Origin of the sequence: Cupriavidus sp. UYPR2.512, from assembly GCF_000379565.1 — a bacterium.
Taxonomy (GTDB): domain Bacteria; phylum Pseudomonadota; class Gammaproteobacteria; order Burkholderiales; family Burkholderiaceae; genus Cupriavidus.
This window is the reverse complement of sequence record NZ_KB903173.1, coordinates 73,867-87,678: the sequence shown is the minus strand read 5'-3', so window position 1 is coordinate 87,678 and position 13,812 is coordinate 73,867. Positions and strand designations below refer to the sequence as shown.

The window sequence follows — 13,812 nt, the reverse complement described above, 5'->3', positions numbered from 1 at the left end:
AGACCAGGCGCAGATGCCCGCGGTCGCGGTGTGATGCGGACGACGCCCCGCCAGCCTTTGCCTCAGGATGCGGTGACCTTGTCCTGGTTAGGCGTCCACTCCGTGCCTCGAACCAGGCGGCGCAGGCTGCGGTACACCAGGTGCGGCACGTCAGCCAGCGCCAGCGCCGGGCGGCGCGCTTCCGCGATCAGGGCGAGACGCACCGGTTGCAGCGCACGCGGGTCAACGCTCAGCACCACCTCGTCACCCGAGCGCAGCAGCAGGCTGCCGCCACAACGCAGCCAGTAGTCCTCTGAATCTTTCTCGCGGGTCAGCCATACGTCGGTGCCGCGGGCCTCTTCGACATGCAGGCGCTGGGCAGCATGCACCGACAGCGTGGTGACTTCGCCAGGACTCAGGGTGAACACGGTCGTTGTGAGCACGGTTTTCATGGTGGTTCTCCGTTCAGCCGGCCGCGGCGGGAATACGCCAGACACAGTAGGAATTCGCGGCGGGGCACCGGAACTGGTCCGGCAAGGGGACCAGGCCAGTTAAATCCTATGAATATCGCCGTGAAGACAATGACTACTGCGGGGGCCGGTGATGGAATATTAGTGATTGCCCGGCCACTATCAAAACGATATATTTTCTTTGTTCTTGTTAGACAAACTCACATACACACGACCGCCTGGAGACCACCATGGCATGGAAGAGCGCCTGGGAAAAGGACCTGCCGCGCGGCTGGCACCGCGAACTGCCGCGCCTGCCGGCGCTGACCGCGCTGCGCGCCTTCGAAGCCGCGGCGCGGCACGAGAGCTTTTCGCGGGCGGCCACGGAGCTGTTTGTCACGCACGGCGCGGTCAGCCACCAGATCCGCGCGCTGGAAGAAGAACTGGGCATGCCGCTGTTCGAGCGCCACGGCAAGCGCGTCGCGCTGACGCCGTCGGGGCGCCTCTATGCCGAGCGGGTGCGTGACGCGCTGCTGCAGATCGCCGATGCCACGCGCGCGCTGCAGGCCGGCAACCGCGACAAGCGCCTGACCATCAGCACCATGCCGTCGTTTGCCGCGCGCTGGCTGACGCCGCGCATCGGCAGCTTTATCGAGCGCCACCCGGAGCTGGATGTCGAGCTGCTGTCGTCGAACACGCTGGTCAACTTTGCCCATGAGGAAGTCGATATCGCGCTGCGCATGGGCAGCGGCGATTACCCCGGCCTGTATGTGGAACGGCTGCTGGACGATGTCTTCTTCCCGGTCTGCAGCCCCGGCTTCAATGGCGGTCGCCTGCCCGAGCGGCCGCAGGACATGGCCGGCCTGCCGCTGCTGCGCGGCGAGGGCGACCCGTGGAAGCCGTGGTTCGAGGCCGCCGGGCTGGACTGGCCCGAGCCGCGCAAGGGGCTGCTGCTGGAAGATTCCTCGCTGCTGCTGCAGGCTGCGTCCGAAGGCCAGGGCATTGCGCTGATCCGCTCCTCGCTGGCCTGCAACGACCTGCTGGCCGGGCGCGTGGTGCGGCTGTTCGATGTCGGCATCCCCTGCCCGTGGCTGCTGTACTTCGTGTGCGCTCCGGGCGCATTGAGCCTGCCCAAGGTGCAGGCGTTCCGCGGCTGGCTGCTGCCCGAGATCGAGGGCTTCCGCGAGGTGCTGGCGCAGTGGGAGTGAGCTAGTCTTCCGAGGCTTCGCCGGCATCGGCCGCATCGGGGCCCGCCTCCGCGGGCTTGGCGCGCGCCCGTCCGGCACGCGGATGGGCCTTGTCGTAGACCTTCGCCAGATGCTGGAAATCGAGCGCGGTATAGACCTGCGTGGTCGAGATACTGGCATGGCCCAGCATCTCCTGCACCGCGCGCAGGTCGCCCGACGACTGCAGCACGTGGGTGGCAAACGAATGCCGCAGCATATGCGGATGCACATCGGCCGGCACGCCGGCGCGCAGCGCCTGTTGCTTGAGCCGCAACTGCACCGTGCGCATCGACAGGCGCCGCCCGCGCGGGCCGAGGAACAGGGCGTGAGCATCTTCCGGCAAGGCGCCGGGGCGCAGCAGCGTGTCGCGCACCGCCAGCCAGGCGCGCAGCGCCTCGATGGCCTTGCTGCCGACCGGCACCGAGCGCTGGCGCGAACCCTTGCCGGTCACGGTGACTTCCGCCCCGGCCAGGTCGAGCCAGCCGCTGGAGCGGTAGCCGTCGGCATCGGCATAGCGCAGGTCCAGCTGCACCAGCTCGGACAGCCGCAGCCCGCTTGAATAGAACAGCTCATAGACCGCATGGTCACGCAGTGCCTGGGCATCCGTTCCGGCAGGATGCGCGACCAGTGCCACCGCGTGTTCGACCGACAACGCCTTGGGCAGCGCGTGGCCCGAGCGCGGCGCGCGCACGCCGTCGACCGGGTTCACCGTGACGCCATGGCCGTGGCGCGCCGCCCACTGGAAGAAACCGCGCCAGGCCGACAAGGTGCGCGCGATGCTGGTGCCGACCAGCCCGGCGCCATGCAGCCGCGCGGCAAAGTTGCGGATATGGTGGGTCTGCAGTGCCAGCAGGGCCACGCCGGGCGCATAGCGCGCCGCGTGCCCCTGCAGCACGCGCAGGTCGCGGCTGTAGCTGGTCAGCGTGTGCCCGGCCAGCTTGCGGCTGCCGCGCAGCCAGTCCAGGTAGCGCGTGACCAGCGGCTCGGGTGCCGGCGGCGGGCTGTCGCTGGCAGGCGCGATATCCGCAACCACGCTGCGAGGCGGCCGGCGTGCAGTCATGGCGTCAGGCGCGGGCCGCCGCGCCTCAGTCGCGCAGCCGGTGCAGCGCGGCGCCGGCGACTTCGCCGATCTGCGACAGGTAGGCGGTGCCCATGCCTTCGTGGAAACGGCGCGGATCGGGCGAGCCCAGCACCAGCAGGCCAAAGGCGGCGCCGCGCACGTCTGCACCGGGCCCGGCATCGGCCGCGCGCACCGGCACGCGCAGCGTCACCATCGCCAGCGAGGTGATATCGCCGCGCTCCAGCAGCCCCGCCGCCTCGAAGCCGCCGTTGCTGCCGCAGTACGGCGCACGCAGGCCTTCGGCAAAGATGCGCAGGTCTTCGCTGGCGCCCTGCGCCACTTCCATATGGACGTATTGCTCGGCGACGTCCCACAGCCTGAGCGCCACCGCGGGCACGTCGAACACCTGCTGCAGACCGTCCTGCACCGCATAGGGCAGCGCGTGCGAATCGGCTTCGGCCAGCAGGCGCAGCTGCCAGGCATGCATGCGCTGCTGGGTGCGGTCGTTGTCATGGCCGTGGCGGACCAGGTCCGCCAGGCGCAGCTCCAGGCCCTTGTTCTTCTCGCGCAGGATTTCCATCTGGCGCTCCTGCAGCGACACGGCACGGTGGCTGTGCGGGCTGGTCAGCTGCACCGCGGCCAGCAGCTCGGCGTGTTCTTCGAAGAATTCGGGATGGCTCTGCAGGTAGGCGGCAACGTCTTGGGCGTTCATGGGGCGTGGACCGGTAGAGGTAAAGTTGGTGGCAGTTTAGCAAAGGGGGCCGGCGGCGCAGCCGCGGCCCCTTTTTACGCGTGCCGCGCTACGTCTGGATCAGCCGCTTCTGCCGCGAAATACTCATCAGGATGCCGATGCCCGCGCCCAGCGTCACCAGCGCGGTGCCGCCATAGCTCATCAGCGGCAGCGGCACGCCCACCACCGGCAGGATGCCGCTGACCATGCCCATGTTGACGAAGGCATAGGTGAAGAAGATCAGCGTGATCGATCCCGCCAGCAGCCGCGAGAACAGCGTCGGCGCATTGGCCGCGATAAACAGGCCGCGGAAGATCAGCAGCAGGTACAGCACCAGCAGCAGCGCATTGCCGATCAGGCCGAACTCCTCGGAATACACCGCGAAGATAAAGTCCGTGTGCTTCTCGGGGATGAATTCCAGGTGCGTCTGCGTGCCCTTGAGCCAGCCCTTGCCCTCCACCCCGCCCGAGCCGATCGCGATGATCGACTGGATCGTGTGGAAGCCTTTGCCGAGCGGATCGCTGGTGGGGTCCAGCAGCGTGCAGACGCGGTGCTGCTGGTAGTCGTGCAGCACCGGCCAGTTCACGCCCGGCGCGCAGATGTCGTTCTGGAACGTGATCAGCAGCGTGACGGCGACCACCAGCAGCCCCAGCAGCGGCAGGATCAGCTTCCACGACAGCCCGGCAAAGTAGATCACGTACACGCCCGCGGCCATCACCAGCAGCGCCGTGCCCAGGTCGGGCTGCTTGGCGATCAGGCCGACCGGGATCAGCAGCAGCACCAGCGCCACCACGAAGTCAAACCACTTGACCACACCCTCGCGCTTCTGGAAGTACCAGGCCAGCATCAGCGGCATCGAGATCTTCATGATCTCGGACGGCTGGATCACCATGCCGACATAGAGCCAGCGGCGCGCGCCCTTGCGGATCAGGCCGAACATGGCCACCGCGACCAGCAGCGCCACCCCCACCGTATAGATGGGCACCGCCACCCGCATCAGTGTCTGCGTGGGCAGGTAGGCGATCACCAGCATCACCACGTACGACAGCAGGATATTGCGCAACTGGTCCTCGACCCGGCCCGGCATGTCGATGGCGGCCGAGTACAGCGCCACGATGCCGGTGGCGAACAGCAGGAAGACAATCAGCGAAAGTGGTTTGTCAAAACCGGTCAGCGCGGTCTTGACCAGGGACAGGACGCGGCGTCGATCCATGCGCGTCTCCTTCAGCGAGTGGCGCCGGCACCGCTGGCTGCCTTGGCAGCCACGGGCTTGACGCGTGGTTTGGGCGCGGGCGCCTTGGCCGGCGCAACCGGCGCGGCCGGTGGCGCCTGCGGCTTGCTGTGGCCCAGCGCCTGCAGCATGCGTTCGTCCAGCGTCTGCACGGCCGAGGCCGGCGCGATCGCGGCCGGATCCAGCGCCGCCACGATTGCGTCGGATGCCCCGGCGTGCGCGCCCGAGGCCGCGGCAACGGCGCTCGCGGCCGCGCCGCTGGCCGGCGCACTGCCACTCGACATCACGGTGGCGCTGGCGATGCTGGCGGTCTGGCCGGTGGTGAACACACTCGGCGTAGCCACCGGCGGGCGGCCCGCCATGCGCTCGGCTTCCGGCGGCGCGATGGCTTCCAGTTCCTCGGGCCATTTGCCGGTCAGGTAATAATCCATCACCTTGCGCGCGATCGGCGCGGCCACCGCGGCGCCGAAGCCGGCGTTCTCGACGATCATCGCAATCGCGATCCTGGGGTTGTCCGCGGGCGCGAAGGCGGTGTACAGCGAGTGGTCGCGCTTGCGCTCGTCCAGCGCGTGGTGGTTGTACTTCTCGCCCTTGCCCAGGCTGTAGGTCTGCGCCGTGCCGGTCTTGCCCGCTGACTCATAGGCGGCGCCGGCAAACGCGCGCGCGGCCGTGCCGGAGTGCGTCACCGCCACCATGGCGCGCTTGATCACGTCGATATCGGCCTGCTTGAGCGGGATCCGGTAGCTTTCCTTGGGCACCGTCAGCGAGCGCTTGCGCGTGACTGCGTCTTCCACGGCCTTGACCAGGTGCGGCTTCATCACGCTGCCGTTGTTGACGATCACCGAGGTGGCCTGCGCCAGCTGCAGGATGGTGAAGCTGTTGTAGCCCTGGCCGATGCCCAGCGAAATGGTCTCGCCGTCGTACCACTTCTGCTGCTCGGGCTTGCGGTAAGCCTTGCGCTTCCATTCGGTCGACGGCAGGATACCGCGGCTTTCGCCCTCGATATCGATGCCGGTGATCTGGCCGAAGCCCAGCGGTTTCATAAAGTCATGGATGCCATTGACGCCCAGGTCGCGCGCCAGCGCGTAGTAATAGGTGTCGCACGACTGCACGATCGAGCTGTGCATGTCGACCCAGCCATGGCCGCCCGGCTTGTCGTCGCGGAAGGTGTGGTTGCCCAGCGTGAAGAAGCCCGGATCGTGCATGCCCCAGGCGGCGGTGCGCTTGCCGGTGGTCAGGGCCGCCAGCGCCATGAACGGCTTATAGGTTGAGCCCGGCGGATAGGTGCCGCGCAGGGGCCGGTTCAGCAACGGCTTGTCGGGCGAGCCGTTGAGTTCATTCCAGGTATTGGTGTCGATGCCTTCGACAAACAGGTTGGGGTCGTAGGTGGGCTTGGAGACAAAGGCCAGGATGTCGCCCGTGGACGGCTCGATCGCCACCAGCGCGCCGCGGCGGTCGCCGTAGAGCGCCTCGGCCAGCTGCTGCAGGCGGATATCCAGCGACAGGATCAGGTTATTGCCGGGCGTGGCCGGCGAGGTGGACAGCGTGCGGATCGGGCGCCCGCCCGCGCTCACTTCCACTTCCTCGAACCCGGTCAGGCCGTGCAGCTCGGTCTCGTAGCTCTGCTCCAGGCCGATCTTGCCGATGTAGTTGGAGCCCTTGTAGTTGTCGGCATCCTTGCGCGGATCGTACCTGGCGCCGTCGGCATCGTTGGCCTCGTCCATGGCCTCGATGCGTTCCTGGTCGCGCTGCGAGATGCGGCCCAGGTAGCCGATCACGTGCGAGGCCGACTCGCCCAGCGGGTACTGGCGGAACAGCCGCGCGCGCACGTCCACGCCCGGGAAGCGAAAGCGCTGCGCGGAAAAGCGCGCCACTTCCTCGTCGGTCAGCTGGCTGCGGATCGGCAGGCTCTCAAAGCTGCGCGACTCTTCCATCAGGCGCTTGAAGCGGCGCCGGTCGCGCGGCTGGATATCCACCAGCCCGGACAGGCCTTCGATGGTGTTGTCCAGCGTATCGGTCAGCTTGGACGGCGTGATCTCCAGCGTGTACGCCGAATAATTGCGCGCCAGCACGATCCCGTTGCGATCCATGATGATGCCGCGGTTGGGCTCGATCGGCGCCACCGAGATGCGGTTGTCCTCGGCCTTGGCCGAGTACTGGTCATGCTTGTACCACTGCAGCCACAGGAAGCGCGAGAACAGCAGGCCAAAGCAGATCACCGTGAACAGGGCCGCGGCCGCCACGCGGATGCGGAAGCGGCCGATTTCCAGTTCGACGTTGCGGATTTCGGTCATGGTACTGCGTGGCCTGGAGGGGGCGGTGGTGGGCGGTGGCGGATGATGGCAATGGCGGCGTCAGATCGGCCGCGTCTCGTCGACATCGCTCGAACGGCGCTGCGGCGCCAGCAGCAGGCTGGTGGCCAGCGGCCACAGCAGCGCCTCGATCGCCGGCGCCAGCAACAGTTGCCAGCCCGGCAGCGGCGCGCCCATGGCCAGCCGGATCAGCACCGGCACCGCGTGCACGATGAACAGCAGCGGCAGCACGTGCAGTGCCTGGGTATAGACGGTGAACCACAGCACGCGGCGGTGGATGGTGATGGCAAAGTAGGCCAGCAGGGTGTAGGCCAGCGCGTGCTCGCCCAGCAGCCGGGCATCGTGCACGTCCATCAGCAGGCCCAGCAGGAAGGCCACGCCCATGCCTACCTTGCGCGGCTGGTGGATGTTCCAGAACACCAGCACCAGCGCCACCATGTCGGGAATCCACAGCGTGGTGCCCCAGGGCATCAGGTTGAACAGGAACGCCAGCACGAAGCTGAAGGCGATAAAGGTGGGATTGACCGGCCGCAGCAGGTATTGGGGGTTGGTCACTGTGGTGCCTCCTTGGCGGGCGCGGCCCTGGCAGCCGCCGCGCTGTCGGCGGCAGCGCGCGCCGCGGCGGACTTGGCGCCCTTGACCGGCGCCTGCGGCCTGGCTTCGACCGATTCGCGCGCCGGGATGGCGGCGTCGTAGCGCACCACCAGCAGCTGGCGGTGCGCACGCACGCCGGCCACCGGTTCGCAATAGACGCGCGAGAACGCGGTATCGGCCTTGCGCTCGATCTGGACGATCTTCGCCACCGGCAGGCCCGGCGGGTAGGTGCCGTCCAGGCCCGAGGTCACCAGCAGGTCGCCCTGCTGCAGGTCGGCGGCGGCGGCCATGAAGCGCAGGTCCAGCTGGCCCGCGCGCGCACCGCCGAAGGCCACGCTGCGCAGGCCGTTGCGCACCACCTGCACGGGGATGGCCTGGTCCTTGTCGGTCAGGAGCGTCACCTCGGACTGGAACGGCGACACGCGCGTGACCTGCCCCACCACGCCGCGCTCGTCGATCACCGGGTAGCCCGCACGCAGGCCGTGCTGGCTGCCCTTGTCGATCACGATGCGCTGGCTGTAGGGATCGCGCGCGTCATACAGGATCTCGGCGGACGTCACCGGCGTGGCCGACTGCTGCGCCAGCCCGAGCAGCTTGCGCAGCTGGTTGTTCTCGGACTCCAGCTGCGCCTGGCGCACCGAGGCCTGGGCCTGCTGCACGGCATTCTGGCGCAGTTCGCGGTTCTCGGTGGCGAGCATCGCCGACGACTGCGCATAGTCGAACATTGTGCGCAGTGCGTCGCGCGGCGTCAGCACCAGGCGCTCGACCGGCATCAGCACGGTGGCGGCAACCTGCCGGCCCACGCTGAGCGCGTCGAAACGGGCATCGACCACCAGCAGCGCCAGCGCGATAGCCACGTACAGGACCAGCCTGGCGACAGCCGAGGTGCCTTGCTTGAAGAGCGGCGGAGGGGAGTAATCCATTTACCCGAACAAAGGCCGGAGGCCACGCGGAAACGCCCCGCCGCCCGCCGTGCCGCGCCCCGATCCCTGGCGGGAACGGGCGCGGTACGGTCGGGCGGCGGGAGCTGCCGGGGCCTGGCCCCGGCGGATGAGGCGCCGCGACGCCGCCATGATCGCTGGATCCGGCAGGCCGCGCATCGCCACGTGAGCGTCCTTCTTACTCGTAGGAGAAGATGCTGCCGAGCTTGTCCATGCGTTCCAGCGCCATGCCGGAGCCGCGCACCACGCAGGTCAGCGGGTCTTCGGCCACCAGCACCGGCAGGCCGGTTTCTTCCGCCAGCAGGCGATCCAGGTCGCGCAGCAGCGCGCCGCCGCCGGTCAGCATCATGCCGCGCTCGGCGATGTCGGCGCCCAGTTCGGGCGGGGTCTGCTCCAGCGCGATCTTCACCGCCGACACGATCTGGTTCAGCGGATCGGTCAGGGCTTCCAGGATTTCGTTGGACGACACCGTGAAGGCGCGCGGGATGCCTTCGGACAGGTTGCGGCCCTTGACTTCCATCTCGCGGACCTCGGAGCCGGGGAAGGCCGAGCCGATTTCCTTCTTGATGGCCTCGGCGGTCTGCTCGCCGATCAGCATGCCGTAGTTGCGGCGGATGTAGTTGACGATGGCCTCGTCGAACTTGTCGCCGCCCACGCGCACCGAACCCTTGTAGACCATGCCGCCCAGCGAGATGATGCCGACCTCGGTGGTGCCGCCGCCAATATCCACCACCATCGAGCCCGACGGCTCCGACACCGGCAGGCCGGCGCCGATCGCGGCCGACATCGGCTCCTCGATCAGGTAGACCTGGCTGGCGCCGGCGCCCAGCGCCGATTCGCGGATGGCGCGGCGCTCGACCTGGGTCGAGCCGCACGGCACGCAGATGATGATGCGCGGGCTCGGGCGCAGCAGCTTGCTGTCATGCACCATCTTGATGAATTGCTTGAGCATTTGCTCGGTGACGGTGAAGTCGGCGATCACGCCGTCCTTCATCGGGCGGATCGCCTCGATATTGCCCGGCACCTTGCCCAGCATCTGCTTGGCTTCCTTGCCCACCGCCGTGATGGTCTTCTTGGCATTGGGGCCGCCTTCCTGGCGGATCGCGACGACCGAGGGCTCGTCCAGCACGATGCCCTTGTCGCGCATGTAGATCAGCGTGTTGGCGGTGCCGAGGTCGATCGCCAGGTCGTTGGAGAAGTAGCTGCGGAGAAATCCGAACATCAGGAATCCTGTCTGTGGTGGTGTTCGCGGGTAGGCGAAGCGGCCGGCACCGCAGGCGGCCCGGCCACGAAATACGTTGTGTTGAATACGGAATGGTTCCCGGTTTCCCGGTCCGCCCGCCGTCCGGCACGGGGGCTGCCCGGGCCGGAATGGGATTGGGAACGGCACCGCCGGCCCTACGGGAACCTTTGATTAGACCCCGCGGAAAAGTTCGCGGAAATGTGCAGGCTCCGGCGCACAATGTCGAGTGACATGCGACATGCGGTGGCCGGCTGCAGAGGCCTAATCAGAGGAACCTGGTTCGCCCTTCGGGCGCCTGGGGATGCCGGGCGCAGGCACGCCGGCCAGCGGCCGGCTTGCGGCCATGTGGCGTAAGCGTTGCCAAGGGTCGGTAACTCGCAATGATACCTTATAATTCCTGCTGCTTCGGGCGTTTACAGCCTGAAAATACCTGTAATTCCGACGACTCCGGGGCGCCACTCCGGCGCCCCCGGTCAGGCCAAGGGCCGTGCGACTCAGCCGCCCCATGAGCCAGCCGCCGGCGCAGCCCGCGCCCCCCGCATCCGAGCATCCGAACCACCACGCCATGGCCCTCGACCTATCCGACGTCAAGCGCATCGCCCACCTGGCCCGCATCGAAACCAGCGATGACGAGGCCGCCCAGACGCTTGCGCAGCTGAACAACTTTTTCTCGCTGGTCGAGCAGATGCAGGCGGTCGACACCACCGGCATCGAACCGCTGGCCCACCCGTTGTCGGCCGTGCGCGACATGGTCCAGCGCCTGCGCGAGGACGTGGTCACCGAATCCGACCGCCGCGCCGACTACCAGCGCCCCGCGCCGGCCACCGAAGACGGCCTGTACCTGGTGCCCAAGGTCATCGAATGACCGCCGCCCGGCCCGGACCCGACGCACCCGTGCAAGCCTGTCCGCCGCCGGCCACCCGCCAGTACGCTACCCCTGATGCCAACCGACTGTCATGCCCTTTTCCGCTGATTCCGTGACCTCCCTGCGCCAGCTTGCCGATGCGCTGGCCGCGCGCTCCGTCTCCGCCGAGGAACTCGCACGCGAGTACCTGGCCCGCATCGAGCAGGCCACCGCGCTCAACGCCTTTATCCACGTCGATGCCGAGCGGACCCTGGCGCAGGCGCGCGCCGCCGATGAACGCCGCGCCCGCGGCGAGGCCGCGCCGCTGACCGGCGTGCCGATCGCGCACAAGGACGTGTTCGTCACGCGCGGCTGGCGTGCCACCGCCGGCTCGAAGATGCTGGGCAACTATGAAAGCCCGTTCGACGCCACCGTGGTCGAGCGCATGGCCGCGGCCGGCATGGTTACGCTGGGCAAGACCAATATGGACGAGTTCGCGATGGGCTCGTCCAACGAGAACTCGCATTTCGGCCCGGTGCAGAACCCCTGGGACACCAGCCGCGTGCCCGGCGGCTCGTCGGGCGGCTCGGCCGCGGCCGTGGCCGCCGGCCTGGCCCCCGCCGCCACCGGCACCGACACCGGTGGCTCGATCCGCCAGCCGGCGTCGTTCTCGGGCATCACCGGCATCAAGCCGACCTACGGCCGCGTGTCGCGCTACGGCATGATCGCCTTCGCCTCGTCGCTGGACCAGGCCGGCCCGATGGCCCATAGCGCCGAAGACTGCGCGCTGCTGCTCAACGCCATGGCCGGCTTCGACCCCAGGGACTCCACCAGCATCACGCCCGCGCAGGGCGGCGTGGACGAGGACTACACCCGCCTGCTGGGCCAGCCGCGCGCCGGCGCCACCGCCGAGCGCCCGCTGGCCGGGCTGCGCATCGGCCTGCCGAAGGAATACTTCGGCAAGGGCCTGTCGGCCGACGTCGAGCAGGCCGTGCGCGCCGCGCTGGCCGAGTATGAAAAGCTGGGCGCCACGCTGGTCGAGGTGACGCTGCCCAAGACCGAGCTGTCGATCCCGGTGTACTACGTGATCGCGCCGGCCGAAGCCTCTTCCAACCTGTCGCGCTTTGACGGCGTGCGCTACGGCCACCGCGCGGCCGAGTACCGCGACCTGCTCGACATGTACAAGAAGAGCCGCGCCGAAGGCTTCGGCGCCGAGGTCAAGCGCCGCATCATGGTTGGCACCTATGTGCTGTCGCATGGCTACTACGACGCCTACTACCTGCAGGCGCAGAAGATCCGCCGCATCATCGCCGACGACTTCCAGCGCGCCTTCGCCCAGTGCGACGTGATCATGGGCCCGGTGGCGCCGACGGTGGCGTGGAAGCTGGGCGAAAAGACCTCGGACCCGGTGCAGATGTACCTGGCCGACATTTTCACGCTGTCGACCAGCCTGGCCGGCCTGCCCGGCATGAGCGTGCCGTGCGGCTTCGGCGATGCCGGCATGCCGGTGGGCCTGCAGCTGATCGGCAACTACTTCGACGAGGCGCGCCTGCTGCAGACCGCGCACGCGTTCCAGCAGGCAACCGACTGGCACCTGCGCCGTCCGGGCAAGGCATGAACATGACCGCGCGCTCCTCGCTGACTCTGCGCCTGATGGCCGCGGCCGCGCTGGCCGCGGCGGTGGCCGGGTGCATCCCGCTGCCGGGCGGGCTGGGCCGCTCCACGCCGATCCCCAGCCGCGATATCGACCTGGCCGGCGACTGCCGCCGCACCGAGGAAGACGGCTTCCGCGAAGACGCCCAGCTGCGCGTGTCGGACAACAGCGTGCAGCAGCTGTCGTGGAAGCTGTGGGTCGGCAAGCGCGGCTCGTGCAGCTTCAACCTGGCGGACTTCCGCCAGGTCCAGAAGAAGCCGCATATCGAGCTGCGCGCCAAAGACGGCAGCGCTTGCAAGCTGATGGTCTGGCAGGACCCGCGCCGCGTTACGCTGGCGCACGCCAACTGCCAGCAGCGCTGCACCCCCGGCATCTACGAAGAAGCCTGGCCCGTGATGTTCGAGCCGGGCAGCGGCGCCTGCGCCCGCACGCGCTGAAGCCCTCGAAGCCGGTCATGACCCACGCACCCGCCACCCCGCAACGCTCACTGCGCACCGCCCGCCCGGCGGTGGCGGTGCTGCGCGCCGCGGTGGCACTGGGGCTGGGCGCATGGCTGGCCGGCGCGGCGGCGCATACGCCGGACCTGCCCGCCCCCGCGCTGGCACAACCGGCGCCGCTGACGCCCGCCGGCGTGCTGGCGCCGAATGCGGTGAGCCGGGCCGCGCCAGGATCTGCGGCAACAGCATCGGTGCCCGCGCAGCGCGTCGAGCTGCGCGGCGATGCGGCCACGCCCGCGCTGACCGCCTACTGGTTCCTGCCGCGCGAAGGCACCACCGCGCGCGCGCTGCCCGTGGTGGTGGCATTGCACGGCTGCGGCGGCCTGCTGTCCGCGCGCCCCTCGCGCGCGAGCGCAGCGGGCGCCACGGGAACCGACAGGTCGGACGTTTCCGGAATGCTGCAGCAACGCTACCGCGAATACGCACACTGGCTGACCGAGCGCGGCTATGCCGTGCTGATGCCCGACAGCTTCAGCGCGCGCGGCAGGCCCCATGGCATCTGCTCCGAACCCATCGACACGCGCGGCATCGACGACCGCACGCGCCGCGCCGATGCGCTGGCCGCGCTGCGCTGGGTGGCGCAGCAGCCGGCGATCGACACCGCGCGCATCGTGCTGCTGGGCTGGTCCAATGGCGCGCAGGCAGTGCTGGCCACGGTCGATGCCAGCCGCCCGTGGCCGGCCGGCACGCCCCAGGTGGAGCGCGCCGTGGCGTTCTATCCGGGCTGCAAGCGCGCGGTGCAGCAGCACAACTACCGCCTGCGCGCGCCGATGCTGCTGATGATCGGCGGCGCCGACGACTGGACGCCCGCCACCCGCTGCGCCATGCTGCAGAGCGCGGTGCTGGCGCGCCAGCCGGACGCGCGCTTCCGGCTGGAGATCTACCCGGGCGCCTATCACGGCTTTGACGGCACCAGCGAGCTGCATATGCGCCGCGACGTGCCGGCAGGCATGCGCAAGACCCAGGGCGTCACCGTCGGCGGCGATGCGGTGGCCCGCGTGGCCGCGCTGGCCCAGCTCGACTCATGGCTTGCCAGCCCCGACCCCTGAGGG

At 68.9% G+C, this 13,812-nt stretch carries 13 protein-coding genes; 5 read left to right on the top strand and 8 right to left on the bottom strand.

The window, feature by feature from the left end; translation table 11 throughout:
* Positions 1-62 precede the first annotated feature (62 nt).
* A complete protein-coding gene (locus tag A3A5_RS0131135; protein ID WP_018314360.1) occupies positions 63-431 on the bottom strand; it encodes a DUF2917 domain-containing protein in 369 nt (122 codons plus the stop codon).
* 248 nt (positions 432-679) lie between these two features.
* Between A3A5_RS0131135 and A3A5_RS0131130 the strand changes: the two genes are divergently transcribed.
* Positions 680-1,636 carry a transcriptional regulator GcvA gene (locus tag A3A5_RS0131130; RefSeq protein WP_018314359.1) on the top strand — a complete coding sequence of 319 codons (957 nt, stop codon included), beginning with the start codon at positions 680-682 and terminating at the stop codon, positions 1,634-1,636.
* Position 1,637: 1 nt separating this feature from the next.
* Here A3A5_RS0131130 and A3A5_RS0131125 read toward each other — a convergent pair whose 3' ends face one another.
* The 7 genes from A3A5_RS0131125 to A3A5_RS0131095 form a co-directional block, all read right to left on the bottom strand.
* Positions 1,638-2,714, bottom strand: a complete 1,077-nt coding sequence (locus tag A3A5_RS0131125; protein ID WP_018314358.1) for a tyrosine recombinase XerC — start codon at positions 2,712-2,714, stop codon at positions 1,638-1,640.
* Positions 2,715-2,739: 25 nt separating this feature from the next.
* Positions 2,740-3,426 (bottom strand): DUF484 family protein, encoded by a 687-nt coding sequence (locus A3A5_RS0131120; RefSeq protein WP_018314357.1) that lies wholly within the window; start codon positions 3,424-3,426, stop codon positions 2,740-2,742.
* Positions 3,427-3,514: 88 nt separating this feature from the next.
* The gene (rodA, locus tag A3A5_RS0131115) at positions 3,515-4,657 is read right to left on the bottom strand and encodes a rod shape-determining protein RodA (RefSeq protein WP_018314356.1); all 1,143 of its coding nucleotides are present in this window, start codon (positions 4,655-4,657) and stop codon (positions 3,515-3,517) included.
* A gap of 11 nt (positions 4,658-4,668) precedes the next feature.
* Positions 4,669-6,969, bottom strand: coding sequence for a penicillin-binding protein 2 (mrdA, locus tag A3A5_RS0131110; protein ID WP_018314355.1), 2,301 nt, complete (start codon positions 6,967-6,969; stop codon positions 4,669-4,671).
* 60 nt (positions 6,970-7,029) lie between these two features.
* Positions 7,030-7,542 (bottom strand): rod shape-determining protein MreD, encoded by a 513-nt coding sequence (gene mreD, locus A3A5_RS0131105; protein WP_018314354.1) that lies wholly within the window; start codon positions 7,540-7,542, stop codon positions 7,030-7,032.
* Positions 7,539-8,504, bottom strand: coding sequence for a rod shape-determining protein MreC (mreC, locus tag A3A5_RS0131100; protein ID WP_018314353.1), 966 nt, complete (start codon positions 8,502-8,504; stop codon positions 7,539-7,541). Before mreC ends, mreD begins: the two co-directional genes overlap by 4 nt.
* Positions 8,505-8,700: 196 nt before the next feature.
* Positions 8,701-9,744: a rod shape-determining protein gene (locus A3A5_RS0131095; RefSeq protein WP_008648066.1), complete on the bottom strand. Its 1,044-nt coding sequence runs from the start codon at positions 9,742-9,744 to the stop codon at positions 8,701-8,703.
* A 586-nt stretch (positions 9,745-10,330) separates the two neighbouring features.
* On the opposite strand from A3A5_RS0131095, the gene gatC reads away from it, so the two are divergent.
* The 4 genes from gatC to A3A5_RS0131075 all read left to right on the top strand — a co-directional run bounded on the left by gatC (position 10,331) and on the right by A3A5_RS0131075 (position 13,809).
* Positions 10,331-10,630 carry an Asp-tRNA(Asn)/Glu-tRNA(Gln) amidotransferase subunit GatC gene (gatC, locus tag A3A5_RS0131090; protein WP_026201316.1) on the top strand — a complete coding sequence of 100 codons (300 nt, stop codon included), beginning with the start codon at positions 10,331-10,333 and terminating at the stop codon, positions 10,628-10,630.
* Between the two features lie 91 nt (positions 10,631-10,721).
* The gene (gatA, locus tag A3A5_RS0131085; protein WP_018314351.1) at positions 10,722-12,227 is read left to right on the top strand and encodes an Asp-tRNA(Asn)/Glu-tRNA(Gln) amidotransferase subunit GatA; all 1,506 of its coding nucleotides are present in this window, start codon (positions 10,722-10,724) and stop codon (positions 12,225-12,227) included.
* A complete protein-coding gene (locus tag A3A5_RS0131080) occupies positions 12,224-12,700 on the top strand; it encodes a hypothetical protein (RefSeq protein WP_018314350.1) in 477 nt (158 codons plus the stop codon). Before gatA ends, A3A5_RS0131080 begins: the two co-directional genes overlap by 4 nt.
* A gap of 17 nt (positions 12,701-12,717) precedes the next feature.
* The gene (locus A3A5_RS0131075) at positions 12,718-13,809 is read left to right on the top strand and encodes a dienelactone hydrolase family protein (RefSeq protein WP_018314349.1); all 1,092 of its coding nucleotides are present in this window, start codon (positions 12,718-12,720) and stop codon (positions 13,807-13,809) included.
* Positions 13,810-13,812 lie beyond the last annotated feature (3 nt).

Coding starts and splice junctions, on each gene's coding strand:
- A3A5_RS0131130 (WP_018314359.1), top strand. CDS start 680: ATGGCATGGAAGAGCGCCTGGGAAAAGGACCTGCCGCGCGGCTGGCAC.
- A3A5_RS0131080 (WP_018314350.1), top strand. CDS start 12,224: ATGAACATGACCGCGCGCTCCTCGCTGACTCTGCGCCTGATGGCCGCG.
- gatA (WP_018314351.1), top strand. CDS start 10,722: ATGCCCTTTTCCGCTGATTCCGTGACCTCCCTGCGCCAGCTTGCCGAT.
- gatC (WP_026201316.1), top strand. CDS start 10,331: ATGGCCCTCGACCTATCCGACGTCAAGCGCATCGCCCACCTGGCCCGC.
- A3A5_RS0131135 (WP_018314360.1), bottom strand. CDS start 431: ATGAAAACCGTGCTCACAACGACCGTGTTCACCCTGAGTCCTGGCGAA.
- A3A5_RS0131120 (WP_018314357.1), bottom strand. CDS start 3,426: ATGAACGCCCAAGACGTTGCCGCCTACCTGCAGAGCCATCCCGAATTC.
- mrdA (WP_018314355.1), bottom strand. CDS start 6,969: ATGACCGAAATCCGCAACGTCGAACTGGAAATCGGCCGCTTCCGCATC.
- A3A5_RS0131095 (WP_008648066.1), bottom strand. CDS start 9,744: ATGTTCGGATTTCTCCGCAGCTACTTCTCCAACGACCTGGCGATCGAC.
- mreC (WP_018314353.1), bottom strand. CDS start 8,504: ATGGATTACTCCCCTCCGCCGCTCTTCAAGCAAGGCACCTCGGCTGTC.
- A3A5_RS0131075 (WP_018314349.1), top strand. CDS start 12,718: ATGACCCACGCACCCGCCACCCCGCAACGCTCACTGCGCACCGCCCGC.
- rodA (WP_018314356.1), bottom strand. CDS start 4,657: ATGGATCGACGCCGCGTCCTGTCCCTGGTCAAGACCGCGCTGACCGGT.
- A3A5_RS0131125 (WP_018314358.1), bottom strand. CDS start 2,714: ATGACTGCACGCCGGCCGCCTCGCAGCGTGGTTGCGGATATCGCGCCT.